Annotated in this window: 22 protein-coding genes and 3 pseudogenes; 12 read left to right on the plus strand and 13 right to left on the minus strand. The window is 60.0% G+C overall.

Annotated features, from left to right (window positions below; translation table 11 throughout):
- Positions 1-301 precede the first annotated feature (301 nt).
- From ACVJGD_RS01290 to ACVJGD_RS01300, 3 genes are all read left to right on the plus strand, one after another.
- On the plus strand, positions 302-1,147 hold the full coding sequence (locus ACVJGD_RS01290; protein ID WP_456632776.1) for a reverse transcriptase domain-containing protein: 846 nt from the start codon (positions 302-304) through the stop codon (positions 1,145-1,147).
- Between the two features lie 538 nt (positions 1,148-1,685).
- The gene (gene ltrA, locus ACVJGD_RS01295) at positions 1,686-2,936 is read left to right on the plus strand and encodes a group II intron reverse transcriptase/maturase (protein WP_456632677.1); all 1,251 of its coding nucleotides are present in this window, start codon (positions 1,686-1,688) and stop codon (positions 2,934-2,936) included.
- Between the two features lie 52 nt (positions 2,937-2,988).
- The gene (locus ACVJGD_RS01300; protein WP_456632678.1) at positions 2,989-3,720 is read left to right on the plus strand and encodes a reverse transcriptase domain-containing protein; all 732 of its coding nucleotides are present in this window, start codon (positions 2,989-2,991) and stop codon (positions 3,718-3,720) included.
- 142 nt (positions 3,721-3,862) lie between these two features.
- Here ACVJGD_RS01300 and ACVJGD_RS01305 read toward each other — a convergent pair whose 3' ends face one another.
- The 3 genes from ACVJGD_RS01305 to ACVJGD_RS01315 all read right to left on the minus strand — a co-directional run bounded on the left by ACVJGD_RS01305 (position 3,863) and on the right by ACVJGD_RS01315 (position 7,863).
- Complete coding sequence (locus ACVJGD_RS01305; RefSeq protein WP_456632679.1) at positions 3,863-5,167, minus strand: IS701 family transposase; 1,305 nt, start codon at positions 5,165-5,167, stop codon at positions 3,863-3,865.
- Between the two features lie 89 nt (positions 5,168-5,256).
- Positions 5,257-6,750, minus strand: coding sequence for a group II intron reverse transcriptase/maturase (ltrA, locus tag ACVJGD_RS01310; RefSeq protein ID WP_456632680.1), 1,494 nt, complete (start codon positions 6,748-6,750; stop codon positions 5,257-5,259).
- Between the two features lie 378 nt (positions 6,751-7,128).
- Positions 7,129-7,863 carry an adenylate/guanylate cyclase domain-containing protein gene (locus ACVJGD_RS01315; RefSeq protein ID WP_456632681.1) on the minus strand — a complete coding sequence of 245 codons (735 nt, stop codon included), beginning with the start codon at positions 7,861-7,863 and terminating at the stop codon, positions 7,129-7,131.
- Between ACVJGD_RS01315 and ACVJGD_RS01320 the strand changes: the two genes are divergently transcribed.
- On the plus strand, positions 7,750-8,064 hold the full coding sequence (locus ACVJGD_RS01320; protein WP_456632682.1) for a transposase: 315 nt from the start codon (positions 7,750-7,752) through the stop codon (positions 8,062-8,064). The two genes, ACVJGD_RS01315 and ACVJGD_RS01320, sit on opposite strands and share 114 nt — an antisense overlap.
- Positions 8,024-8,506, plus strand: coding sequence for a hypothetical protein (locus tag ACVJGD_RS01325; RefSeq protein WP_456632683.1), 483 nt, complete (start codon positions 8,024-8,026; stop codon positions 8,504-8,506). The genes ACVJGD_RS01320 and ACVJGD_RS01325 overlap by 41 nt, the downstream gene beginning before the upstream one ends.
- 588 nt (positions 8,507-9,094) lie before the next feature.
- Here ACVJGD_RS01325 and ACVJGD_RS01330 read toward each other — a convergent pair.
- The 4 genes from ACVJGD_RS01330 to ACVJGD_RS01345 all read right to left on the minus strand — a co-directional run bounded on the left by ACVJGD_RS01330 (position 9,095) and on the right by ACVJGD_RS01345 (position 13,410).
- Complete coding sequence (locus ACVJGD_RS01330; protein WP_456632684.1) at positions 9,095-10,153, minus strand: hypothetical protein; 1,059 nt, start codon at positions 10,151-10,153, stop codon at positions 9,095-9,097.
- 438 nt (positions 10,154-10,591) lie between these two features.
- Positions 10,592-11,721, minus strand: a protein-coding gene (locus ACVJGD_RS01335) for an IS3 family transposase (protein ID WP_456632685.1) whose coding sequence is annotated in 2 segments (ribosomal slippage) — positions 10,592-11,469 and positions 11,469-11,721 — 1,131 coding nt in all. Because the reading frame shifts where the segments join, the coding sequence is not laid out codon by codon here.
- A gap of 37 nt (positions 11,722-11,758) precedes the next feature.
- The gene (locus ACVJGD_RS01340) at positions 11,759-12,220 is read right to left on the minus strand and encodes a hypothetical protein (protein WP_456632686.1); all 462 of its coding nucleotides are present in this window, start codon (positions 12,218-12,220) and stop codon (positions 11,759-11,761) included.
- The gene (locus tag ACVJGD_RS01345; RefSeq protein ID WP_456632687.1) at positions 12,217-13,410 is read right to left on the minus strand and encodes a site-specific integrase; all 1,194 of its coding nucleotides are present in this window, start codon (positions 13,408-13,410) and stop codon (positions 12,217-12,219) included. The genes ACVJGD_RS01340 and ACVJGD_RS01345 overlap by 4 nt, the downstream gene beginning before the upstream one ends.
- Positions 13,411-13,731: 321 nt before the next feature.
- Here ACVJGD_RS01345 and ACVJGD_RS01350 point away from each other — a divergent pair, with 321 nt between their 5' ends.
- Both ACVJGD_RS01350 and ACVJGD_RS01355 read left to right on the plus strand, forming a co-directional pair.
- On the plus strand, positions 13,732-14,931 hold the full coding sequence (locus ACVJGD_RS01350; protein ID WP_456632688.1) for a tyrosine-type recombinase/integrase: 1,200 nt from the start codon (positions 13,732-13,734) through the stop codon (positions 14,929-14,931).
- 122 nt (positions 14,932-15,053) lie between these two features.
- A pseudogene (locus tag ACVJGD_RS01355) lies at positions 15,054-15,197 on the plus strand (ATP-binding protein); the annotation flags it as partial.
- A 6-nt stretch (positions 15,198-15,203) separates the two neighbouring features.
- On the opposite strand, the gene ACVJGD_RS01360 reads toward ACVJGD_RS01355, so the two are convergent.
- The 3 genes from ACVJGD_RS01360 to ACVJGD_RS01370 form a co-directional block, all read right to left on the minus strand.
- Positions 15,204-16,256 (minus strand): hypothetical protein, encoded by a 1,053-nt coding sequence (locus tag ACVJGD_RS01360; RefSeq protein ID WP_456632689.1) that lies wholly within the window; start codon positions 16,254-16,256, stop codon positions 15,204-15,206.
- 94 nt (positions 16,257-16,350) lie between these two features.
- On the minus strand, positions 16,351-17,307 hold the full coding sequence (locus ACVJGD_RS01365; protein WP_456632690.1) for a recombinase family protein: 957 nt from the start codon (positions 17,305-17,307) through the stop codon (positions 16,351-16,353).
- Positions 17,282-17,791, minus strand: coding sequence for a hypothetical protein (locus tag ACVJGD_RS01370; protein WP_456632691.1), 510 nt, complete (start codon positions 17,789-17,791; stop codon positions 17,282-17,284). The genes ACVJGD_RS01365 and ACVJGD_RS01370 overlap by 26 nt, the downstream gene beginning before the upstream one ends.
- Before the next feature lie 35 nt (positions 17,792-17,826).
- Here ACVJGD_RS01370 and ACVJGD_RS01375 point away from each other — a divergent pair.
- From ACVJGD_RS01375 to ACVJGD_RS01385, 3 genes and pseudogenes are all read left to right on the plus strand, one after another.
- Positions 17,827-17,958 (plus strand): annotated as a pseudogene (locus ACVJGD_RS01375) (ATP-binding protein); the annotation flags it as partial.
- 108 nt (positions 17,959-18,066) lie between these two features.
- Positions 18,067-18,648 (plus strand): zinc ribbon domain-containing protein, encoded by a 582-nt coding sequence (locus ACVJGD_RS01380; RefSeq protein ID WP_456632692.1) that lies wholly within the window; start codon positions 18,067-18,069, stop codon positions 18,646-18,648.
- Between the two features lie 179 nt (positions 18,649-18,827).
- Positions 18,828-19,226 (plus strand): hypothetical protein, encoded by a 399-nt coding sequence (locus ACVJGD_RS01385; RefSeq protein ID WP_456632693.1) that lies wholly within the window; start codon positions 18,828-18,830, stop codon positions 19,224-19,226.
- A 17-nt stretch (positions 19,227-19,243) separates the two neighbouring features.
- Here the strand turns inward: ACVJGD_RS01385 and ACVJGD_RS01390 are convergent.
- Together ACVJGD_RS01390 and ACVJGD_RS01395 are read right to left on the minus strand one after the other, a co-directional pair.
- Positions 19,244-19,612 (minus strand): annotated as a pseudogene (locus ACVJGD_RS01390) (recombinase family protein); the annotation flags it as partial.
- Entirely contained in the window at positions 19,590-19,781 is a 192-nt protein-coding gene (locus tag ACVJGD_RS01395) for a hypothetical protein (RefSeq protein ID WP_456632694.1), read from the minus strand. The pseudogene ACVJGD_RS01390 and the gene ACVJGD_RS01395, both read right to left, overlap by 23 nt.
- Positions 19,782-20,060: 279 nt before the next feature.
- On the opposite strand from ACVJGD_RS01395, the gene tnpB reads away from it, so the two are divergent.
- Both tnpB and ACVJGD_RS01405 read left to right on the plus strand, forming a co-directional pair.
- The gene (gene tnpB, locus ACVJGD_RS01400; RefSeq protein WP_456632695.1) at positions 20,061-20,306 is read left to right on the plus strand and encodes an IS66 family insertion sequence element accessory protein TnpB; all 246 of its coding nucleotides are present in this window, start codon (positions 20,061-20,063) and stop codon (positions 20,304-20,306) included.
- A 409-nt stretch (positions 20,307-20,715) separates the two neighbouring features.
- A protein-coding gene (locus ACVJGD_RS01405; RefSeq protein ID WP_456632516.1) for an IS630 family transposase occupies positions 20,716-21,658 on the plus strand; the annotation gives its coding sequence in 2 pieces (ribosomal slippage) (positions 20,716-21,054 and positions 21,056-21,658; 942 coding nt in all).
- Positions 21,659-21,748: 90 nt separating this feature from the next.
- On the opposite strand, the gene ACVJGD_RS01410 is transcribed toward ACVJGD_RS01405, so the two are convergent.
- A complete protein-coding gene (locus ACVJGD_RS01410; RefSeq protein ID WP_456632696.1) occupies positions 21,749-23,920 on the minus strand; it encodes a peptidase domain-containing ABC transporter in 2,172 nt (723 codons plus the stop codon).
- Positions 23,921-23,938 lie beyond the last annotated feature (18 nt).

The raw sequence follows: 23,938 nt of genomic DNA on the forward strand, positions 1-23,938 counted from the left end.
CCACATCGGCCCCGAGCCGTGCGGCAGCGTCCGTGAGGGCGCTGGTGAAGCGTCGGTAGGGGAGCATGCAGGCCAGCCATTGAGCCGCGAAAGAAGATTGTCCCGGGAGTCGACGCTGTACTCAGAGCGGAAGGCGACGCGGACGGGTGCGATAACGCGAGCACCTGGACGTCCCGGCGTGGTCGTAGACCCTGGCATGTATGGACGTTCCTTGCGCGGAAACCGGGAGATCTCGAGTCTGACCGGGGGACGGCCTGGCCGCCCTGGCCCGCACCGGGAAGGCGAGGAGCCGTAGCCGGTGATGCACGGACACGAGAAGTCAGACCCCGCCATACTAGCAACGATGCTGACGAACAAAGCCGGGCTACCGGCGGCGGAGTCGGTGGAGCGAAGGGCCGGGGCCAAGGGGAACGCGAACCAGCTCAGCACGCGCCGGGCGCAGGACCGGGAAAGCGTGTCACAGGCGCTGGAGCGTGTACGTCAAGCCGCAAGGCAAAGGAAGAAGGAACGGTTCACCGCGCTCTACCACCATCTCAGCCTGCCTATGCTCAGGACGGCGTTCTTCGCGCTTAAGCGGGAGGCGGCGCCTGGAGTGGATGGGGTGACGTGGCGGGACTACGAGGCCGATCTCGATCGCAAGATCGCAGACCTGCACGTACGGGTCCATCGGGGAGCGTACCGGGCACAACCAAGCCGCCGCCGGTATATTCCGAAGGCGGATGGCCGCCAGCGCCCGCTCGCAGTGGCTGCCCTGGAAGACAAGATCGTCCAACGCGCAACTGCTGCCGTGCTGAACGCGATCTTCGAGGAGGATTTCCTCGGATTTAGCTATGGTTTCCGGCCGGGGCGCGGCCAGCATAATGCGCTGGACGCCTTGGTTGTCGGGATCAACAGCACGAAGGTGAACTACATCCTGGACGCCGACATTCGGTCGTTCTTCGATCGTGTCAGTCAATCCTGGCTGGTTCGCTTCGTTGAACATCGGGTCGGCGACAAGCGCATCATCCGCCTGATCCAGAAATGGCTCAAGGCGGGCGTTCTTGAAGACGGGATCGTCACGACCACCAATGATAAGGGAACGGGCCAAGGCTCGGTGATCTCGCCGCTCCTTGCCAACGTTTACCTTCATTGTGTGCCGCAGTCGTAAGAGAGGAGTTCAGAATGAACTGATCCAATCAAACAAGAAGCTGTACAGAAGATGGAGGCGGGCCCTCCGAAGTCGGCTTTCAGGAGCAGGCTTCAAACCACTCCAGGCGGCCTAGGTAAAGAGCCATGGTCGTGAGCGCGGGAGTAAAGCGTGGGGAGAAGAACCCCAGCAGGTAAGAGTCAGAGAGACGAATGCAAATAAACCCTCGAAGACGCGTCGTTAAAGTCAAACGTCGTCAAAACCGGGCGCGAGTGCAGAGCCCGGGACAAATCTGTCGGAAACCTGATTACTGGGCAGATGGCGGCCGGTGTATAGGGGGCGTGACTCTGACTCAGGCTTCAGTACGGCACTGCGGGAACCAGTCGTTCCGATGTCAAGGGAAAAGCACAAGTGGCCAAAACCACAAGGCGAAACGCCCGATGCGGAGCACTGGGACGGACCGACTCGTACGAGCGATGAAGGCTGGTAATGCGGCTGGAGCAAAGGGGTCGGGTCAGACAGCTGTATTTGGCGTTCAACTCGCAAGAGGAGGAGGCGCGTGAGTGCAGCGAAACCGTTTGATATCTCGAAACAGCAAGTGTGGAAAGCCTACAAGGCCGTCCGAGCCAATGCGGGCGCTGCCGGCGTGGATGAGGAGACAATCACTGAGTTCGAAAAGGACTTGAAGGGCAATCTGTATAAAATCTGGAACAGGCTGACGTCGGGAAGCTATTTTCCGCCGCCGGTCAAAGCGGTCGCCATTCCGAAGAAGAATGGCGGGGAAAGAATTCTCGGCGTGCCTACAGTGGCCGACCGCGTGGCACAGACGGTTGTCAAGCAATACCTTGAACCGATTCTAGAATCTATCTTCCTGCCCGATTCCTTTGGCTATCGTCCGAAGAAATCGGCGCTGGATGCAATCGCTGTCACCCGCGATCGTTGCTGGCGATACGATTGGGTTTTGGAATTTGATATAAAAGGTCTATTCGACAACATCGACCACGCGCTTCTACTGAAGGCGCTCGAGAAACACACGACGTGTAAGTGGGTAACGCTTTACATCAAACGTTGGCTCATCGCGCCGCTTCAACAAGAAGACGGTACTCTGGTTGAACGAACCCGAGGAACGCCTCAAGGCGGTGTGGTCAGCCCCGTTTTGAGTAATTTGTTTATGCATTATGCGTTCGATGTCTGGATGACGCGAATGTTTCCAGACCTTCCTTGGTGCCGTTATGCTGATGACGGGCTCGTGCATTGCAGGACTGGAGCGGAAGCAGACGCCGTTAAGGCGGCACTGCAAGCTCGACTTGCAGCATGTGGCCTGGAAATGCATCCAGATAAAACGCAGACTGTTTACTGCAAGGACTCAAATCGAAGGGATTCGTACCCGAACATGAAGTTTGACTTCTTAGGTTACGAGTTCCGAGCGCGGGGTGCCAGAACGCGTGCAAGGGGCGTACTCTTCACAAGCTTCTCACCTGCGGTCAGTACAAAATCTCTTAAAGCTATGCGGGCACACACGCGGCGGCTCAATCTCCGCAATCAGTCCCATCTCAGCTTGGAAGAATTTGCTCGCATTCTCAATCCAATCCTCCGGGGTTGGATCGCTTACTACGGGCAATTCTATCCCTCGGCGATGTGGCCGATATACAGGCACGCAGACTACACGATACGCGCCTGGATCATGCGGAAATACCGCCGGCTACGTGGACACAAAGTGCGGGCCAGCATGCTCATGCAAAGAATTGCAGAGCAGAACCCGTCTTTGTTCGCCCATTGGCGTTTTGGAGGGATCGGCGCGTTTGTCTGATGGGAGCGGTGTGAGTCGAGAGGCTCATGCACCGTTCTGCGAGAGGCCGAAGGTGCAATTCCTTCGGCCTACTCTCCTTGTGTTCGATCTCTGGGCCGAGCGCTGGCGACGGCGCGACGCTACGGGCGATATGATCATCGTGCGCTTCGCCGACGACATCGTCGTCGGCTTCGAACATGAGGACGACGCCCGTCGCTTCTGGGATGCAATGCGAACGCGACTGCAGGAGTTCGCACTGTCGCTCCATCCGGAAAAGACCCGCCTGATCGAGTTTGGCCGCCGTGCTGCGGCCAACCGCGAACGGCGCGGGCTCGGCAAACCGGAAACCTTCAATTTCCTCGGGTTCAGCTTCATCTGCGGCACATCGCGCCGAGGCGGCTTCCTGCTCAAGCGGAAGTCGCGGCGCGACCGCATACAAGCGAAACTCAGCGAGATTAAGGATGAGATGCGACGACGGCGGCATCAGCCGATCCCCGACCAAGGGAAATGGCTGAGGCAAGTCGTCATCGGCTTCTTCGCCTACCATGCCGTGCCGACGAATGGGCGCGTACTGGAGGCTTTCCGCTACCACGTCATCGACCTATGGCGGCGCTCGCTGAGGCGACGCAGCCAGAAGGACCATCTGACCTGGGCGCGGATCACGAAGCTGTCGAACGATTGGCTCCCGAAAGCAAGGATCCTTCACCCTTGGCCAGAACAGCGCTTCGCCGTCAAACACCCGAGGTGGGAGCCGGATGCGGGAAAGCTGCATGTCCGGATCTGTCCGGGGGGCGCTCAGCAATGAGCGTCCCTACCGGGATCATAGAGTACGATAGCTACTTTGACTTGAGATTGCCCTGATGCAACAAGGGCATCGAGATAGTGTTGAGACGAGAGCAGCACTCATTCTTCTTCGGACGGTCGCAATCGAATTTGGAACGTGCCGTTCAGGCCGCAATGGCGGATCCCCTCGGCCGATAATTTTCGGGAATAGCAGCTTTCTTGAAGATTTTGGTGGAGGCTGCTTCTGAGGGGGAAATCGTTTCTCGCTCCGAGACCAGGAATCCGTAAGCGGCGATGCACAGTGTTGCGTGATGGTGAAAGCCGCGCCACCCCCGCCCCTCGAAGTGACCAAGGCCAATCTCCTGTTTGAGGTCGTGGTAGTCGCGCTCAATGCGCCAGCGCAGCTTGACGATATCGACGAACTGACGAAATCCAATGTTGGAGGAAAGCGTTGAAAGCCAATATTTGGTCGGAGCTTCCTCGCCCTCTGGCCACTCGATCAGCAGCCATTCCTCCGGCCGGCTTTCGGCGAGCCAGTAATCTCGATGCGCTGGACGGACGCGCACACGGGCAAAGCGCGAGGACAACCGTTCTGTCGTACCCTCACGCCACGTGATCTTGTGCCAAGCATGCGATGGCAGGCCGATTGCGAGCTTCTTGGCCGAAATCGGTCGGTGCTTGCTATCACGCCGCAGCAACTTTGGAGGTCGCCCATTCCCCGACCATTTCTTCGGCGGCCGCGGCCCAGTTCCAGGCGCCCAGACCGACGTTTGTGGCTGGATGCCGGCCACATAGCTCAGGCCAAGTGCGGTGATATTCCCACGCAGAGCGGTGTCGGTGCCATAGCCGGCGTCCATCAGTACCACGCCGCGTGGCAAGCCCGCCGCACAGGCCCAGCGCAAATGATCGAGAGCAATTGCCGGCTTGGTCTTGAAGGTGATCTCCTTGGGCACACCGGCTTTGCGCCGACGTGTACGGTCCGTCACCCACTCCTTTGGCAGATACAGACGATACGCCGCCGGCAAGCTCGCATGATGATTTGCAAGCGAAAGGGTCACGGCGACCTGACAATTGTCTTGCTTGCCCAACTGGCCGCAATATTGACGTGCAACCCCGACTGAATGCCGCCCCTTCTTGGGAAAGCCCGTATCATCAATGATCCAAGCTTCGATCGGCCCGTGGCGTTCGATCTCCGGCAGCACCATCTCGCGGACCTTGGCCAAAACCTGCGGGTCCGACCAATCGCCTTGACCGACAAAATGCAACAACGACTGATGTTGCGCTGCTGTCCGCTCAGGAGCCGTCATCGCCGCCATCGGCTCGACACTCTTCCGATCGCACGGCATCATCAGCCCAGTGCAGTAATCGCGAAGCGGTTTGGCCCGTCCCGCATGCCCGATCACGCTCGCAAGACCCTCAATATATGCCGAAAACCGCGACGCTACGTCCCCCGATTTTGTCAGACCCATCTCAGCCTCCCCACGCTGAAAAGTGAGTCTTCTCAAATATATGATTCCTGTCGACAAAGGCCGCGACACTCTGATCCCGGTAGGGACGCTCATTGCTGAGCGCCCCCCGGACAGATCCGGACATGCAGCTTTCCCGCATCCGGCTCCCACCTCGGGTGTTTGACGGCGAAGCGCTGTTCTGGCCAAGGGTGAAGGATCCTTGCTTTCGGGAGCCAATCGTTCGACAGCTTCGTGATCCGCGCCCAGGTCAGATGGTCCTTCTGGCTGCGTCGCCTCAGCGAGCGCCGCCATAGGTCGATGACGTGGTAGCGGAAAGCCTCCAGTACGCGCCCATTCGTCGGCACGGCATGGTAGGCGAAGAAGCCGATGACGACTTGCCTCAGCCATTTCCCTTGGTCGGGGATCGGCTGATGCCGCCGTCGTCGCATCTCATCCTTAATCTCGCTGAGTTTCGCTTGTATGCGGTCGCGCCGCGACTTCCGCTTGAGCAGGAAGCCGCCTCGGCGCGATGTGCCGCAGATGAAGCTGAACCCGAGGAAATTGAAGGTTTCCGGTTTGCCGAGCCCGCGCCGTTCGCGGTTGGCCGCAGCACGGCGGCCAAACTCGATCAGGCGGGTCTTTTCCGGATGGAGCGACAGTGCGAACTCCTGCAGTCGCGTTCGCATTGCATCCCAGAAGCGACGGGCGTCGTCCTCATGTTCGAAGCCGACGACGATGTCGTCGGCGAAGCGCACGATGATCATATCGCCCGTAGCGTCGCGCCGTCGCCAGCGCTCGGCCCAGAGATCGAACACAAAATGAAGGTAAACGTTGGCAAGGAGCGGCGAGATCACCGAGCCTTGGCCCGTTCCCTTATCATTGGTGGTCGTGACGATCCCGTCTTCAAGAACGCCCGCCTTGAGCCATTTCTGGATCAGGCGGATGATGCGCTTGTCGCCGACCCGATGTTCAACGAAGCGAACCAGCCAGGATTGACTGACACGATCGAAGAACGACCGAATGTCGGCGTCCAGGATGTAGTTCACCTTCGTGCTGTTGATCCCGACAACCAAGGCGTCCAGCGCATTATGCTGGCCGCGCCCCGGCCGGAAACCATAGCTAAATCCGAGGAAATCCTCCTCGAAGATCGCGTTCAGCACGGCAGCAGTTGCGCGTTGGACGATCTTGTCTTCCAGGGCAGCCACTGCGAGCGGGCGCTGGCGGCCATCCGCCTTCGGAATATACCGGCGGCGGCTTGGTTGTGCCCGGTACGCTCCCCGATGGACCCGTACGTGCAGGTCTGCGATCTTGCGATCGAGATCGGCCTCGTAGTCCCGCCACGTCACCCCATCCACTCCAGGCGCCGCCTCCCGCTTAAGCGCGAAGAACGCCGTCCTGAGCATAGGCAGGCTGAGATGGTGGTAGAGCGCGGTGAACCGTTCCTTCTTCCTTTGCCTTGCGGCTTGACGTACACGCTCCAGCGCCTGTGACACGCTTTCCCGGTCCTGCGCCCGGCGCGTGCTGAGCTGGTTCGCGTTCCCCTTGGCCCCGGCCCTTCGCTCCACCGACTCCGCCGCCGGTAGCCCGGCTTTGTTCGTCAGCATCGTTGCTAGTATGGCGGGGTCTGACTTCTCGTGTCCGTGCATCACCGGCTACGGCTCCTCGCCTTCCCGGTGCGGGCCAGGGCGGCCAGGCCGTCCCCCGGTCAGACTCGAGATCTCCCGGTTTCCGCGCAAGGAACGTCCATACATGCCAGGGTCTACGACCACGCCGGGACGTCCAGGTGCTCGCGTTATCGCACCCGTCCGCGTCGCCTTCCGCTCTGAGTACAGCGTCGACTCCCGGGACAATCTTCTTTCGCGGCTCAATGGCTGGCCTGCATGCTCCCCTACCGACGCTTCACCAGCGCCCTCACGGACGCTGCCGCACGGCTCGGGGCCGATGTGGGGCGCTACTCCTTCATCGTAATGGACTCTCACCATCTATTCCTTGCCGGCCTCCCGGCGCACACGCAGTAAGAATAGCACATAGTTGACGTTTAACTCACGGCCGACTTGCTTGAGATCGACTGCTTTGCCTTTGTATGTCAATGCGGTGTGTCGACCGATGACGAACAATCCGCTGATCCGTGATAGGTCCATGGTCAGGCTTTCGGTCACTGCGTCAACGAAGCACTCTTGTTCTGGATCCCGGCTGAGGTTGGCGAAGGGGAGCACAACGATAGAACGACGAGGCGCTGATAGAGTGCCCGGCCTTGCGTGCTCGGCATGTCCGGCTGGGCTTTGTTCTTCCTGGACCACAGCATAGGCCCGAACGGGGCGGGCGATGTTTTTTAGGTTCTGCTCGCCCATATCGGCAAACTCAACCCCGACCTTGCCCCGGACACGATCATATGCAGAAGACGAGATGCAGATTCCTCCGGGTTCTGCGATGTTCTCAAGGCGCGCCGCAATATTCACGCCGTCTCCAAAAATGTCGTGCGTCTCGACAATTACATCGCCGATATTGACGCCCACACGGAAGGCAATACTGAAGTGGACCCCGGATTTGAGACCAGGCGGTTGATTGGAGCGGAGCCGTTTCCGTCGTGATAGACGGAGACGATGAAGAAGAAGACGAGACGGAAGATCGATGCGAGCCTGAAGGCGAAGATCGCCTTGGACGCATTGCGGGAACAGGCGACGATTGCCGATCTGGCGCAGCGCTATGAGGTGCATCCGAACCAGATCTATGCCTGGAAGAGGCAGCTCTTGGACAATGCGGTGCGAGCGTTCGGCGTCGGCATGGAGGCGGACGAGGCGCGCGAGCGGGAGATCGAGAAGCTGCACGCCAAGATCGGCCGGCCGAGAACGATTTTTTCGCCAAGAGGTCCGGACGATGAGCACGGCGGACCGCAGAGGAATGCTCGATCGCAATGATGCGAAGCTGTCGATCCGGGCGCGATGCGCGATGCTGGTGCTGTCGCGCTCGGGGGTCTACCGGCAGCGGGCGGCGAACGACGACAATGATCCGGCGCTAATGCGGCGCATCGACGAGTTGTTCCTGCAGCACTCGTTCCTGGCTCGCGTTTGTTCGAGGAAAGAACTTTGCCTCACTTGCCATCGAGAACGATGGCGCGCCACTCAGAATAAAACTGCGAACTCGTATGTGATTGAAAATTTCGATGTGATTCGAGGGAACCCGAGATCGAGACCACATCTATCGGGCGAGAGCGCGCCGCGCATCTGCCAAAGCCCGCGGCTCGATCAGCAGACCTTGTCGTTCGTAGCGGCGACGGGTCCTGCTGAAGCGCACGACAACTGCATGTCGCGTGCTCTTCGCTTTCGCGCGCCGCGAGAGCAGGGGATCGCCCGCCGGTAGATAATCAAGATCATTGAGGCCGACGCAGCGCATGCAGGCTGGGCCGGGAGTTTCCATCATCAGGAGATTACCGCTGCCGCCGCACCGATGGCATGTCCATTCGGTGTTCAAGGGCTGGACCACCACCAGTTCCGGAGCTTGGCTTGCTTTTTCCGCCAGCCGCTCGCGCTTCTTCTCGGAAAGCTCGGGCGAGACCCAATGCGTGCGATACGACGCCTCGATGGCAGGATTTCCGCTTCGGCTGAAGCGCAGGGTCTGGCGCCACGGTGTACGAGCGACATACTCGGTTTGGCTCGCGAACAATCCTCTCGCGGTTGCCCAAGATCGGAATAGCCGCATGGCTTCCGATATGCGCGGCAGATTTGTCCGGACAACTTCCTCCAGGCAATCGATCTGCCCGCGGCGCCAACGCTCCAACGCTTCAGGATCAAGCCACCCGATCCCGACGAGGATGTCGATAGCGCTCACAAAGCGCCGGGCGGCCAGCGCCGCAGCTGCGGCTTCGGCGACACGATCAGCGAGTGGAATTCGGCTCTTACGGCTCATTGTGGACTCGAGCTTCCCATTCCGTACGGCGTAAGATCAACGTCATCGGTCCAGCGCCGAGGCATGCTCCAGGTCTTGCCGGCGTTGCTTTGCGCGCCGTTCGTAGCTGGCCTGGTTCTTGATGGCGACCAAGGTATGGGGGCTGCCACGCCTCTCGGTCGTGAGGTCAAGGTCGCACGTCGTGCTTCGGACGCTTTCCTCGACATGGCTCCTGCGACCCTGAACCGCCTTCAGGCGCCATTGCTGCTGATCCGGCGCGGTCAGGAACGCGCCCAGTTCACGGCAATCGCTACATTTGCATGTGAGCGTGTTGGCCCTGGTCCAATCCCGAGGCGCCTCCAGCGGCAGGGCGATGCGCTTGCGCAGGTGATCAAGCGACGCCTCTCTGAGCCGCCCCACCGCCGGCCATGCCGTGCTTTCCGCCAGCTTGGCAAACGCGCGAGCAGCGGGGACGAGCACGTCGTCCGGCTTGTATGTTTTCGGCCAGGCCAGCAGGTGCTCGATCGCGCGCGCCGCGAGCCCTTCGTTGACTCGGCTTGTCGCCGTCAACAGATCGGCGACGAAGGCCGGTTTCACGGGCGCCGGCCGGGTCCAGGGGTCGCGCTCCTGTTGCCTCGTCGGGGGGCCCGGCAGGGCCTCGATCAAGGCTGTGCCGATCTGCATGAGGTCACACGTCCGACCGGCGGGCGCCGCTGTGCAGCGCAGCACCAGATCTCCGCAAGCGGCCAGATGGGCCGGAGCGTTACGTCGGAGAATCCGGACCAGCAGCTCCGTTACACGCGGGGCTGGAAGCAAGGCGGCAGCACGCAGGATCGCTTCGTTGTCGGGCGCGGCGTAATGGCCTTCGGCGGACACGCCGGCGAGAAATGCATCGATGCACTGCACGTTGCGCAGTCGGATCTGCAAATCGAGCATCCGGCCGGCTTCGGCGTCTTCGTCTTCCCGCCAGGACGAACGGGGCCAGGAGCGCAGCATGTGCCGTGAAAGCTCATCTCCCTCACGCCACAAGGGCGACCGGATCGATGCCTTGCTTGCTTCCCAGCGCGCCGTCAGATCTTCGAGATACGGCAGCGTCGTGCGGAGGCCGGCCTGATTCAGCACCGCGAGCCTCCGCGCGGTCGGCCACAACACGAAACCTGCTCGGCGATAGGTGCGCTCGAAGGACGCCCCTTCATTGCCCGTCGCCTCGTGAAAATGCTGCTCGTCCGGCGTCAGATCCTCGAAAGCGTCAGACGGGCACAGCTCGTCCTCATCGAATGGAAAATCGTCGAACCCAGCCTCGCTGCCATCCGGTCGCCGCCACTCGGAGAGGAACAGCGCCCGGTCGATGACGTCGGCAACCTCAAATTCTTCGTCATCCTCCTCGTCTCGACTCCAGCGGCGACGGCTGTAAGAGCTGGCTCCGGTTGTTTGGACAGCACCCCGCGGAGATTAAGTGGATTCCTGCCGGGTTACACTGAACGCGGGGCTTTGCGATTTTGCTGCGGCGTCGGGAGGGCGTAGCCCGACCAGAGCTGCAGCAAAATCGCTCGGCGACGATCATGCGGCCGTCGCTATCGCTTGCAGCCCGAAGTAAGCCTCTTCGGGCGTGCGTCCGTCAAGGCTCGAGTGCGGGCGGCCCTGATTGTAAAACGCCAGATACCTGGAGATCGATGCGCACGCTTCCGCTGTGCTGTCGTAGGCGCGCAGATAGACCTCCTCATACTTGACCGTGCGCCAGAGCCGCTCGACGAACACATTGTCGCGCCAGGCGCCCTTGCCATCCATGCTGATCGAGACGCCTGCCGCCGTCAGCACGCTCGTGAACTCCTGGCTCGTAAACTGGCTGCCCTGATCCGTATTGAAGATCTCCGGCTGACCGTGGCGCGCCAGCGCCTCCTCGAGCGCCTCGATGCAGAACGCGGCCTCCATCGTGATCGACACCCGATGCGCCAGCACGCGACGGCTGGCGACGTCGACCACCGCTGCCAGGTACACGAAGCCACGCCGCATCGGCACATAGCTGATATCCATCGCCCAGACGTGGTTTGGCCGTTCGACCTTCACACCCCGCAGCAGATACGGATAGATCTTGTGACCTGGCGTCGGCTTGCTCGTGTTCGGGCGGCGATAGATCGCCGAAATCCCCATGCGCTTCATCAGCGTCACCACATGTCGCCGGCCAACCGAAAGGCCTTCGCGACGCAGCAGCGAGCGCAGCATTCGCGCTCCCGCAAAGGGATAATCGAGATGCAACTCGTCGAGCCGACGCATTAAGGCCAGGTCCTCGGCCGAAACCGGCCGAGATTGATAGTAGACCGTGCTGCGGGCAAGGTTCAGGACCTTCGCCTGCCGTACCACAGGCAGCTCATGCTCGCGGTCGATCATTTCTTTGCGCTCAGCAGGCCGGCTTTGCCGAGTGCGCCGGACAAAAAATCGTTCTCCAGCGTCAGCTCCCCGATCTTGGCGTGCAGCGCTTTCAAATCGACCGGCGCCTCAGCCGATCCCTTGTCCTGCCCGAACACCCCCGCGGCGCCGTCCAGAAGCTGATTCTTCCAGGCCGTGATCTGATTCGGATCAACATCAAACTGCTGCGCCAGCTCGGCGAGCGTCTTGTCTCCCTTCACGGCGGCCAAAGCCACCTTTGCCTTAAACGCCGATGAATGCGTCCGGCGCGATCTCTTCGTCATCTTAGCTCCTGATTCGCAGCGAGAACCTTCGCTGCTGTCAGGCAGAAAATCCACTTATTCGACTGTCCGAATTTGCGGAGCCAGCTCTCAACCCAAAGAGCGTGGCAAAGGTGTGCGGTCGCAATCCAATCGCGGAGGGTAATTGCCGGGCCGCCTTGATCAGACCGAGGATTTGCTCGTCGCTGTAGAGATGGGGCGAGACGCGTCGATAATGATAGGGCAGCAGATCTGGCGGCGGTACGACGTTGCGCGGATCGTTTCCGTGACAGTACATTGCGAAGCGTCGCACCATGCCCAAGCGGTTGGCCCACTGGGCCGGAGTGGCATGGGCAGGCTGGGTCGCCCACTTCAAGGCGAGTTGGGTCGTGATGTAGTGGGAGCGCTCACGTTTGGCGAATTCGACGAACCGTCGCAACAGCCACCCGGGCAGGCGCAGCTTGTATCCCAAGGCACGACGTACCCCCAGGTACTCCTCAAGTGCGGTGTGTAACGAACTCACGCCGCACCTCCCATCCACGGCAGGGCAATGCCGCGCAGGGCTTCGATGTCGACCTTGGCATAAATCTGGGTCGTGGTTGGCTGACGATGACGAAGGAGTTGGCCGATCTCACCCAGCGATGCGCCTCGGCGCAGCATCTGAGTCGCCAGGGAATGTCGAAATAGGTGCGCTCCCTTGAAAGCTGGACTTAATCCGGCACGCTCGAGGGCACGACGCACCACACAGCAAATGGCGCTGAGACGAAGGGCATTCCACGGCGCCTTTAGTCGGATAAAAACCTTGCGAGTCGAACAGCTTGGACGCACATGACGCAGATACTGAACGAGAGCTTTGCCCACGTCCTGAGGCAGCGGCAATCGTTCGAAGCGCTGACCTTTGCCGCGCACGAGGACCTCGCCGCGTTCCCAGTCCAGGTCATCCAAAGTCATGGCGAGCACTTCGCCACCGCGCAAACCCAGTCGAGCCAGAAGCAACAAGATCGCGTAGTCGCGCTGGCCGGAGGGCATACTGCGATCGCAGCTGTGGAGCAGTCGCTCGACCGCCTCTGGTGCAAGTGACTTGGGAATATGGGACAGTCGCCAGTGAGCTACCCCCAACAGTGCACTGGCCAGATCGGTCTTTATTTTTTTACGCTGGTGCAGAAAGCGGAGAAACGAGCGCAGTGCCGTGACAGTCAGCTTGGTATACCTGCGACCAACACGCTGTCCTTCACGAAGAATGAAGCGATGCAGGTCCCTCGGGGCGAGGTCGAGAAGTCGCACGACCTTATTCTGAAAATACCCGTTCAGAAATCTCTGCACGATGGGCAAATAGCCCATCACGGTCGCACGTGCCAAGCCGCGCTCGCAGCTCAAGAATCTCTCGTAGTCGCGTACGAGCTGGCCCAGAGGGGATCGGTCGATGTTGGGCTGTAGTAAGGGAGTCAGGCCGCGATCACGCAAGAAGCCAAGCAACTGAGCACCGGTGAATCGATCGCCGCGTCGCCTTGGTCGGCACCGGTGAGTGTAAAATTGCCAAAGCTCCTTCTCGTTCAGCTCTGTCAGCGTCAATCCATGCCGCGTGAGCCACTGACTGAGGTTCTTTGCGAGCGCGCATTTGCTTCGTACGGTCTGCGAAGCGTAACCCTCGGCTGTGAGAAACTCGGCAAATTGATTAATGTGAGGGGCTATCGGCCCAATGTAATCGCCCATCGGTTGTCTCCTGGAAGCTGGGGGAAGATCCCCAGCGGGACACCAGAACCGATCGCAACCACAGGATCGAGATCAAAATCCGCATTGCGGCCCCTTAAATCCGCGTCTTCCGGGACAGAGCCGTCTCGCTCATTACCAGTCGCCCTTGAGCCGCTGCAAATGCCTCTGATTATTCCGGCACCGATGCGTACCCGATCGCGCGATCCCCCAGAAACCAAGGCTTCGGCCGTTCGTTGCCGGAATAATCCGGTTGCCGGAACAATGGCGATAATTCCGCCGGCGGAATTAGCGCCATAGCTTTGCCGTTGGATCGCTGTTGCGATGGTACCAGCAAGGGGCGGATGTCCAATCCAATCTGCCAAAGCTTGCGATGTACATGGGGCACGTCTCAATTGTTTCGACGACCTATTACCTCCGTTGGATTCCACAACTTTCTGCTGCGGCCAGCGATCGGCTCGAGAGGCATTTCGGCCACCTCATCACAGGAGGTGCCGCATGAGATCCCAAAGACCTAACGAGCTCGGCAAGAGCATCGAGCGCTTCTTCCGGGAGTATCTGCCGACGCTCCGGGGTACCAGCGGACACACCATACGCAACTACCGGGATGCGATCGTTCTGTTCCTTCGCTTTACTTCGTCGCAAACGGCCAAGGCTATCGAGGATCTCGATCTCGTAGATTTCACGGCGAAGCAGGTTCAGGACTTCCTGGCGTTTCTGGAGGCCGAGCGTCACAATGGAGTAGCCACTCGCAATGCGCGGCTGGCGGCGCTGCATACGTTCGCTCGCTTTCTCGCAACCGAACAGCCCGCCTATCTCGCCGAACTGCAGCGCGTGCTAGGCGTACCGTTCAAACGCGGCGCGCGGAGCAAGCCGATCGAATACCTTGAGCCGCAGGAAGTCGAAGCGTTGCTCAAATCGATCGATCGCTCTACGCCAGCGGGTAAGCGCGACTATGCGTTGTTCGCACTGATGCTCAACACGGGTGCTCGCGTTCAGGAGATTCTTGATCTGCGGCTGTGCGACATCCGCACCGATCCTCCTCATCAAGTCTGGCTGCGCGGCAAGGGCGACAAAACGCGATTGTGTCCAGTTTGGCCGCAAACCGCACGACTTCTGCAAGAACTGTCGAACAGTGTTGCTCATTCGGGAGGCCGCGACGCTCCGCTGTTCGTGAACCGCCAGGGCAACAAGTTGACCCGCTTTGGCGTTCGTTACCTGCTCAAGAAGCACATCACGGCCGGAGCCAACGCAACCCGCACGCTGCAGCAGAAGCGGATCCATCCCCATTCCTTGCGGCACACGACCGCCATCTTTCTCCTGAAGGCGGGAGTCGACTTCGCGACCATCAGCCAATGGCTTGGGCATTCGTCGCTGAACACAACCATGACCTATGCAAGGGCGGACATCGATCTAAAACGCCAAGCGCTTATGCAGGTGTTCCCCGAGATCCTCTCACCGCCTCGCGCCGGGCACGTCTCTTCTGCGGCGATCAACATTGTTGATTGGTTGAGAAGGCTATGACCTACAGGGTAAATTATGTGGAGTTGGGGGCTGTCAAAAACCGGACCAGCGCTGATTGTCAACCCTCAACTCCACATCACTGCGCGCTGCACATAAGTCCAATCACGTTGAGCTCAACGTGATTGGACGATTGGGGGCTATCCGTGCTCACCGCCGCCGAACGACGCGATCTGCTCGAAATCCTCGACGACCGCCATGGTCGCGCATCCACTGTCGTCACCAGCCAGGTCCCCGTCGATACTTGGCATGAAGTCATCGGCGAGCCGATGACTTCATGATGCCTCCTTCCTCGAACGCTTGGTGCGTCGTACCCGCTTGCGAAGCTGACGGATTTGGTCGTCTGAGAGCTCGATCTGCCATGGCTGGCCTTTGGTTAACTGACGACCTGCCAGCAATCCGCGCGCGAGATAATCGAACACCGTTTGCGGGGTTACGCCGAGCTGAGCCGCGGCGCCCTGAATTGAGAAGCTCCCATCGGGCCAGCGCATCGGATTCTTGTCCACGCCGTTGATTTTGACGGTAGGAATGCCCCAGCGGGTCCGCAACAGCCAGACATTCTCGCCTTTGAAGGCGCAGGCTCGGGCCGCGACGAAGCCTTCCTGATTGAGTATTGCCGCGATCTCGCCATCCATTTTGTGTTCGGCGTTCAACTCGACGATCCGTTGCCGCAACCGATCAATGTCGATGTAGTCGCGGTAGGTCTGAACGCGCCGTTGCACGTGATGCTCGCTGGTTGCACCGGTCTGCCAGACGATCTTGAGCCACACCTGACCTCGGGTCCGCTTCTGGTCAAGAACGACTTCGCGGATCACAAATCGCAGAATGCGCTTGCGATCGGCTGCCGACGTGGTGGCCGCGTTCCAAATCCGCGGCAGGTTCTCGCCGAGCGCTTGTAGCCCTGCGCGTTCCGCCGGGCCAATCAGAAGCGGCTCTTGCGCGCGCCAACGCGCATGCTCCTGCTCGACCGCCTCGACGACACGCAGCCTCTCTTCCCAAGCCCGCTCAAGTGAGCGCGCCACAAGACGGTTCTCGGGCTCTAGGGCGTCATACTGGCGCCGAGCGCGCTCGGCCTCGTAGCGGGCGCGCTCCACCCGAAGCGCCCACTGGCGCTCGAGCTGACGGCTCTCCTGCTCCAGTTGGCCCGCGGCTGCGAGTGCGATCTCAATCTGATCCGGCACCAGGGCATCGAGGACCATCCGCTCAACCAGCGCGTCAACCGCCAAGGCCCGGACTTCCTGGCACATTGCACTGCCTTGCTGGTCCCGATCCGAGCGGCAGCAATAGACCGGATAGTCGGCATGCGGGCCCGTGTAGCGCATGCTCATGCGCCGTCCACAACGACCGCAGACCGCAATTCCTTGTAACAGGGCTGCCCCCTTGCGCGGTACGCCAGAGTGTCCTGCCTCATAGCGGCAGACGTTATCTGCCAGTCGCCCCTGGTTGACCATGAACTCCTCCCAGCTGATATAGCCTGGGTGAGCGGCGTGGAGGCAAACCGCCCAATCCGCGATCGCTACCTTGGACCGTTCCCGTCAGCGATCCCGGCCGGCATCGGCTCGGATCCTTTTGCCGGCGGCCATAAACATACGCCCCAGCATAGGCCGGATTCTGAAGGATATTAAGGACGCGTGCACTATCTGGCGCACGCCAGACGACCTCGTGTGGAGATGGTCCAAGCAGCGGCCGAACCGGCAAGGACAATCCATTCCGGTCCAGGTAACGCATCACACGGCGCGCGCTTTGCAGTTCCCGGAATTTGGCAAACACCAGATGAAGACGGGCCCGCACCTCCTCATCGGGATTGAGAACAATTGTGCCCGCCCGATCATAGGCGAGCCCGCCTGGCAGCGGCAGCCGCAGTTCGCCCCGCGCCGCCTTCTGGCGTTCGCCTTGGTGAAGGCGCATCCGAAGCTGATGCAGCTCCGCCTCGCTCATGATGCCGGACAAGCCCAACAGCAGGCGGTCGTGATAGGCGCGCGGATCGTAAAGCCGTTCGCCATCCGCAATGACCACGCCGAACACCGAGCACAGTTCGAGAAGCTGATGCCAGTCCCGGTTATTGCGGGCCAGGCGCGAAGCGTCGAGGCTCACCACAAGACCGGCGTTGCCAAGGCCGATCTCGGCAATCAGCTTCTGGAAACCATGACGATCCACGCCGCCAGCACCGGATTTGCCCAGATCCTCGTCAATGACCTGGACGCGCTCCGGCGGCCAGCCCAGACCGATGGCGCGATCGACGAGGCGGTACTGCAGCTCCGTGCTCTCCTGGTGCTGGCGCACCTGGTTCACGGATGACTGCCGCACGTAAACATAGGCCAACTTGGCCCGGTGTGCGGTCGTGAGCCGCTCGTCAGCGGCGTTCGAGCTGATCAGCACGACCCAGTCCCCTTCCGGGCGCGCCGGGAACCGCTTGCATTCGCCGCAGCAGTGTGGCGAGGATTTGAGCGATCTGGGTTTGCGTCGCGGTCGACAGATTCGGCCACACAGGCGCGGAATGTCGGCCGTCGGACGGCCGGGTGGATTTGCCAACGTCGGCAGGGGTCGATACGCAACGCGACCTGGAAGCGGTCGGTGGGTCATCGCGAATCACCTTCTCGTCGAGAAGGTTCAGACTCGCGCCCAAATGTTGCATCAATGGGATCAGCGTACGGACACTGATGCGTGGCAGATCGGCCGCGTTCGGGCGGGAAGCGATCGACGTCTCGGCAAGGTCCGTCGACGCGATCCGAACCCCCCGCCGCCGTCCGTCCGGCAGCGCGACAACGACGTAGGCGGGACCGCGCCCCGACCGCTCCTTCAGCACCTCAAGCCGGTGCCCGAACAGAAAATGATGCGGGTCGGTGATCGTGACGTGAGACACGACCCGTTCCAAAATAGGGGTACTCTGTCGTGTTCGGCGATCCCACTCTCGCAGACGCCATCCTCGATCGCCTCGTCCACAACGCCCACCGTCTCCAGCTCACCGGAGAAAGCATGCGAAAACGCTCCGCCAGAGCAAAGCCCCTTGACGGGAAATCAGAACCCTGAACCTATCTTTCCATCGGCCGCGGCGGCTGCTCACGATCGTCTGAATTCAGTCGCTCACGATCGCGCGAAATCAATGCTCACGATCCGTGAAATCCGCAGATCCAGGCCATGTTGCGCGATAACCATGCCGAATACCAACGCAATCAGACGCGTGGCGTGCCCCGAGAGGGCGCCGCTATCTTGCAAGGCATCACCTGGTGCGGCCGGTGCGGCCACAAGATGTCGATACAATACAAGGGCGGGTCCCGCTACGTCTGCAATTCCCTGTTGAACCACCAAGGCAAGACGCTATGCCAGCATCTTCCCGCCGATCCAATCGACGCACAGGTGGCGGCTGCATTCTTTGCAGCGATCGCTCCCGCTGAGGTGGAGGCCTGGAGGCGTGCGCTCAATGCGCGGCAGCAGACTGACGAAGCGCTTGATCGCGCCGAAGAGCAGCAGGTTGAGCGACTGCGCTATCAGGCACTCCTGGCCGAACGACAGTATAATCGGGTCGATCCTGACAATCGCCTCATCGCCGCTGAGTTGGAGCGGCGATGGGAAAACGCGTTACGCGAACTCCGGCAGGCTGAAGAGGCGCTGACCACCCGCCGAGCCACGAAGAGCAAATCAGCCATGTTGACCCCAGAGGAGCAGAATGAGTTTCTTGCGCTTGGTCCACACTTGCCTGAGCTCTGGCGGCGGGCCTGATGTGAGCCGGGCAGATAAGAAGCAGTTATTACGAACGCTGATTGACAAGGTTGTTCTCCACCGCATCATGCGCGATCGAATCGCGGTTCGGATCGTCTGGTGTGGGTGGTGGCGAGATATCCGAATTGGAAGTCGAGCCGAGGGTCCATGCACTGCATGCTCTAACTCGAGGGACTGAGATGCAAGCACGGATCCTTGAGCTGGCCCGCCAGGGCTTCGATGATGCCGAAATCGCCAACACCTTGACCCAGGAGGGGCACCGCTCACCGCGCCGAAATTATGTTCCAGTACGAACCGTTCAGATCGTGCGGCAGCGCCATCGCGTACTGCAGGACGGCGTCGCAACGCGTGCTCGTCACATTGCTGGTTGGCTGCCGGTGACCGCAATGGCAAAGCGTTTGGGAGTTTCGAGTTCTTGGATCAAGCGACGTATCCGCAGCGGCACCATTGATATCCAGCGCGATCCTTGCGACAAGCGATTCCTCTTTCCTGATACGGAAGCCAGCATTGTTGCGTTGCGAGAGCTTAAGACAGGAGCTCGAGATCACCTCGTTTTCGACCCGAGACCAAACAAATGAAGGTATCAACATGATCGATCGTAGGCGCCGTCGGGATCGATGACCAACGCGCCAGCGAGGGCGCATAGGTCGATCAAGTGATGCCAGTCGCGTCCATTGCGCGCCAGTCGCGACGCCTCGATACAATAAACGGCACCGACGTCGCCCGAACACACCATTGCCACAAGCCGCTCAAATCCAGGCCGCTGAGTGCTGCCGGAACCTGAGCGGCCAAGATCGTCGTCAATTACCGTCACCGACTTAAATCCGGCGGTTTCCGCGGCCTGCGCCAAGTCATATTGCCGCCGTTGGCTTTCGAGATTTCCCATGACTTGGGACATTGTCGATTGGCGAACATAGACGACGGCGGTGCGGCCGAGGTGATCAGGCGTGATCTTGATGCTCATGGTCACCTCCCGACATCTGAACGGTCTCGACGCCCGCCGCTTCCAGCAACAGATCGGCGAGCGCCTGGATCAGACCTTTGGGATTGGCGCCCAGCGGGTTCTGAGGAATCCGACGACCCAGATCCAGACCCAGTTGCATCGGCTCGCGATATTGGCTTTTTCTCCGCACGTCCTTTCTCCCTCTTCATCGAAGGACGGGATCGTGCGCCTGACGCCTGATTCGTTCCGAGAAGCTTCAGAACAACGGCAAGTTCGTTGAGCCCATCAATACTGACCTGCGGAGGGCCAAGCGCCATGCCGGCACAGTAACTTTCGTCGAACATCCAATTGGGCACCTCACGACTAAACCCATGCCGCTCCTCCGTGTAGATGCACTTCAAATCCTTACCGCGTCGGAACGGCGCGACTTGGAGCGTTCGTCCAAAAAGGGGATGCCAAGGATATGCAATTGTCGCGCTTCGAAGACTGTATGCAGAATGTCGCGTGTTGGGCGGACCGGATCAAGGCGGTTTGGTGGGACGGCAGCGGGGTCTGCCTGTTTGCCAAGACTCTCGAGGAGGCAAGGTTCTGCTGGCCGAAAATTGCGCCGACCCGGGTGCGGCTGAACCATGCACAGTTGCTCGCGCTGATTGACGGGCTGGATTGGACGAAGGTGCGTCCGGTGGCTGTGAAGCGCCCGCAATCGATGGGTTGATAACCTGCGGCGAATTGAATCGGGGCGCTGAAAGGTTTGGAAGATTGGCGGCGACTCTGCTGTGATGGACGGCGATGACGCCGCCCGTTGCAGAGCTTCCGACGACCCTTGCCGATGCCCATGCGCTGATCCTCGCAGAATGCCTCGCCAGCTTCAAAGTCAAATCAGAGAAAGTCTTAACGACGATCGATTGGAAACTCGCGACGGGCGCGAATACAGCGACGTCCTGTTCAGCCGGTGACCTCTTGAGAGAGAGACCATTTGTGGAAGGCAGCTATGCCAAACGCCGGAGACGCAATGGTGGCGCTAGAGCGGTTTCCAGTTGATGTGAATCAGAGCGTCACAGGGGATTCCCTTGGACTTGCAAATCAGATTCGGTGTCACCTGCGGCAACATGCGGGGTCATACGATGGCGAAGGGATACTCCAATGACCTCAGGGTGCGTGCGGTTGAGCTTATCGAGTCCGGCGAAAGCGCCCGCGAGGCGGCGCGCATTCTCAACCTCGGCGCTTCGACGACGATCCGATGGATGGATCGCTGGAGGAAGACCGGAAATGTCGAGGCCAAGCCCGGCGCCGGGCACAGCCGCTCGCCGTTGGAGCAGCACAAGCAGTGGCTGACCGAGTTGATCGCCACGGAGCCGGACCTGACGCTCGAGGAGATCCGTGTGCGTCTGCGCTCCCAGAGAAGGCAAAAGGCCGGCATCGGTTCGATTTGGCGCTTCTTCGACCGTCACGGCATCACCTTCAAAAAAAACATTGCACGCCGCCGAGCAGGATCGGCCTGACGTTGCTGCCGAGCGCGCTGCGCTGAAAGCTGAGCAGCCCAAGCTGCGTACGCCGCGCCTCGTCTTTATCGATGAGACCGCGGTCACGACGAAGATGGTCCGGCACTATGGGCGTTCTCCTCGCGGTAAGCGCCTCGTCTCTGACGTACCCCACGGTCACTGGAAGGCACTGACGCTTGTTGCCGCGCTGCGCATCGACGGCCTCACGGCGCCCTATGTCATCGACGGTGCGATGGATGGGCCGTCGTTCCTGGCTTATGTCGAGCAGGTTCTGGCGCCGACCTTGCGCAAGGGCGACATCGTCTTCATGGACAACTTGCGCACTCACAAGATCGTCGGCGTCCGCGAGGCGATCGAGGCTCTCGGCGCCCGCGTGCGCTATCTGCCGGCCTACTCGCCCGACCTCAATCCAATCGAACAGGCATTCTCCCGGTTGAAGGCAGCGCTGCGCAAAGGCGCCGCCCGCACGGTCGACACCCTGCTCAAACTCATCGGCAAGCTCGTCAGGTCGTTTGCGCCGCAGATGTGCGCCAATTACTTTAGACATGCCGGATACACCAAATGATCCACATCATGTGGAAAACGCTCTAAGCAGAATGAGCAGAGCGTGTTTATTCATTGATTCTTTCTAGCATGAAGCGAGCGTCGAGCGCGATCAGCCATCATCTGCAACTTTAGCTGGCTCTGTTTGCGCCCGCCACAAGCGAAGGTAAGCGCTTTCATCCTGCAGATCAGTATGCCTGCCTTCCGCAACGATCCGCCCCTTGTCTAAGACGACAATCTTGTCGGCACCACAGATGGTGCTAAGTCGGTGAGAGATGACCACGATGGTCTTTCCGGCACGACGCAAATCATCAACGAGTCGGTGAATAGTGGCTTCGGCAACGGAGTCGAGAGAGGAGGTCGGTTCGTCAAGGATCAGGATGTCCGGATCCCGATACAGAGCTCGAGCCAACGAAAGGCGCTGCTTTTCGCCGCCAGAGAGCCGTACGCCGTTTTCGCCTAGATAGGCCTGGAAGCCTCCCGGCCAATGCTCGATCACCTCCCGCAGCCCAGTTTGATCGCAGACTTTCATAATCCTGTCGATCTCCGGTTCGAACTCGCCAAGCGCGATATTTTCGATGACCGAGCCTGAGAATACGTCCGTCGACTGCGGTACCGCAGCAACCACCTTACGCAGGGATGCGGTCGAGAGGTCTTTGAGGTCATAGGTACCGATCCGAATGCGACCACTCTCGAGCGGATAGACGTTCTGCAGCAGCGCCGCAAGCGAGCTCTTGCCCGAGCCGCTTTCTCCCACAACGGCCGTCATTTCGCCTCGACGAAAGGTGACGTTAAGATCTTCGAAGAGTTTCGGCTGTGAGCCATGGCGGAACGTGACATTCTCCACGCGGATATCACCAAGCTCGGATTTGGAGGCATCAATGTCGCCGCCGCGTACCGGCTCAAGTTCGAATATCTCGAACAAGCGATCCGCCGCAATAAAGGCGTCCTGAACGATTCTGTTGCTTTGGATCAGGTTGGCGACAGGCCGCGTGATATAGCCGAGCAGCGCGTAGCAGGAAAGTAACTCACCCGGAGTGACGGCCTGATCCAGAACAAGCGTCGTACCAAACCACATTAGCAGGATTGTGAAGAGAGTTGAGAGGGAAGTCGAGGCATTGTCTCCGACGATCGAAATGAGCCCGGAGCTGTAGACTGAGTGCAGTGTCTTGACGAAGCGAGTTTCCATCCTGAGGCAAGCGAAGCTCTCCACACCGAATGTCTTGATCGTGGAAACAGCTCCGAGCGATTCAACCAATTGCGCCTCCAGATCGGCGGCATCCTCCATGATTGCGCGCTGGCGCTTCCTATTCAGCCGGTTGATGGTCCAATAGACTAAGACATATAGTGGGATGGAGATAGCCACGACCGCGGCTATCTTCCACGAGTAGATGAACATCAACCCGAACGAGAAGAGCATGACTAGCAGGTTGACGAACATGGTGATCGAGACGTCGTTTAGGAAGCTCCTGATTTTCACCGCGTCATTCATCCGGGAGACGATTTCTCCCATGCGCATGCTGTCGAAGAATTTTTGTGGTAGGCTTAGGATGTGATTGTAGTAGCCGAGGATCAAGCAGACATCGATCTTCTGCCCTGTTTGCAGGACTAGCCGGCTTCTGAGCAGGTTGATTGCGATCTGCGGCACCAGGATCAGCAACATCACGACGCTCATGAGATTGAGCAAATTGCGGTTGCTCGCTGTGATCACGTGGTCGACGATCTTCTGAACGTAAATGGCCGTCGACAGCCCGAGAAGGGTGGTTACCAGTGCGCCGACGAGCGCCTGCGATAGCGCCGCTTTGTGCGACGCAAGCAGCCGGGCGAAACGGAGAAGAGGTGACGTGGTCTCATCGCGGCGCTCGAAGGTGTCTGCCGGAACCAGGAGCACCAGGACGCCAGTCCATTGCCTCTTGAACTCTTCATGCGACAGCTTGCGGATTTCGCCGTACGCGGGGTCCATGACGGTAACCCACCTCGCGTCGATCGCCTGGATCACTATGAAGTGGTGCAAGACGTCCTTGACGATCACATGCGCGATGGCTGGCTTGGGGATCTTGTACAAGCTGTCGAAGCCGCCCTTGACGCCCTTGGCAACGAATCCCAGCTTTTGAGCCGCTTGCAGAAGACCCGACACGGTGGTGCCGGATCGGTCTGTCGAGGCATACTGGCGGATGCGCGACAATGGCAACTTGTAACCGTAGAAGGCTCCAACGGAAGCAAGACTGGCAGCCCCACAATCCGTGATGTCGCGCTGCTTGAACTTGATGATTTTCCCCGACATGGCGGCTCACTGACTTCT

The sequence above is a fragment of the Bradyrhizobium sp. USDA 10063 genome, from assembly GCF_054063735.1.

Bases quoted from the DNA above. Each gene is read 5' to 3' on its own strand.
- ACVJGD_RS01350 (WP_456632688.1), top strand. From the start codon at position 13,732: ATGGTACCAGCAAGGGGCGGATGTCCAATCCAATCTGCCAAAGCTTGC.
- ACVJGD_RS01325 (WP_456632683.1), top strand. From the start codon at position 8,024: ATGAGCACGGCGGACCGCAGAGGAATGCTCGATCGCAATGATGCGAAG.
- ACVJGD_RS01315 (WP_456632681.1), bottom strand. From the start codon at position 7,863: ATGCACCTCATAGCGCTGCGCCAGATCGGCAATCGTCGCCTGTTCCCG.
- ACVJGD_RS01410 (WP_456632696.1), bottom strand. From the start codon at position 23,920: ATGTCGGGGAAAATCATCAAGTTCAAGCAGCGCGACATCACGGATTGT.
- ACVJGD_RS01380 (WP_456632692.1), top strand. From the start codon at position 18,067: ATGTTGCGCGATAACCATGCCGAATACCAACGCAATCAGACGCGTGGC.
- ACVJGD_RS01360 (WP_456632689.1), bottom strand. From the start codon at position 16,256: ATGAGCATGCGCTACACGGGCCCGCATGCCGACTATCCGGTCTATTGC.
- ltrA (WP_456632680.1), bottom strand. From the start codon at position 6,750: ATGCTGACGAACAAAGCCGGGCTACCGGCGGCGGAGTCGGTGGAGCGA.
- ACVJGD_RS01320 (WP_456632682.1), top strand. From the start codon at position 7,750: ATGAAGAAGAAGACGAGACGGAAGATCGATGCGAGCCTGAAGGCGAAG.
- ACVJGD_RS01290 (WP_456632776.1), top strand. From the start codon at position 302: ATGCACGGACACGAGAAGTCAGACCCCGCCATACTAGCAACGATGCTG.
- ACVJGD_RS01385 (WP_456632693.1), top strand. From the start codon at position 18,828: ATGCAAGCACGGATCCTTGAGCTGGCCCGCCAGGGCTTCGATGATGCC.
- ACVJGD_RS01305 (WP_456632679.1), bottom strand. From the start codon at position 5,167: ATGGGTCTGACAAAATCGGGGGACGTAGCGTCGCGGTTTTCGGCATAT.
- ACVJGD_RS01345 (WP_456632687.1), bottom strand. From the start codon at position 13,410: ATGGGCGATTACATTGGGCCGATAGCCCCTCACATTAATCAATTTGCC.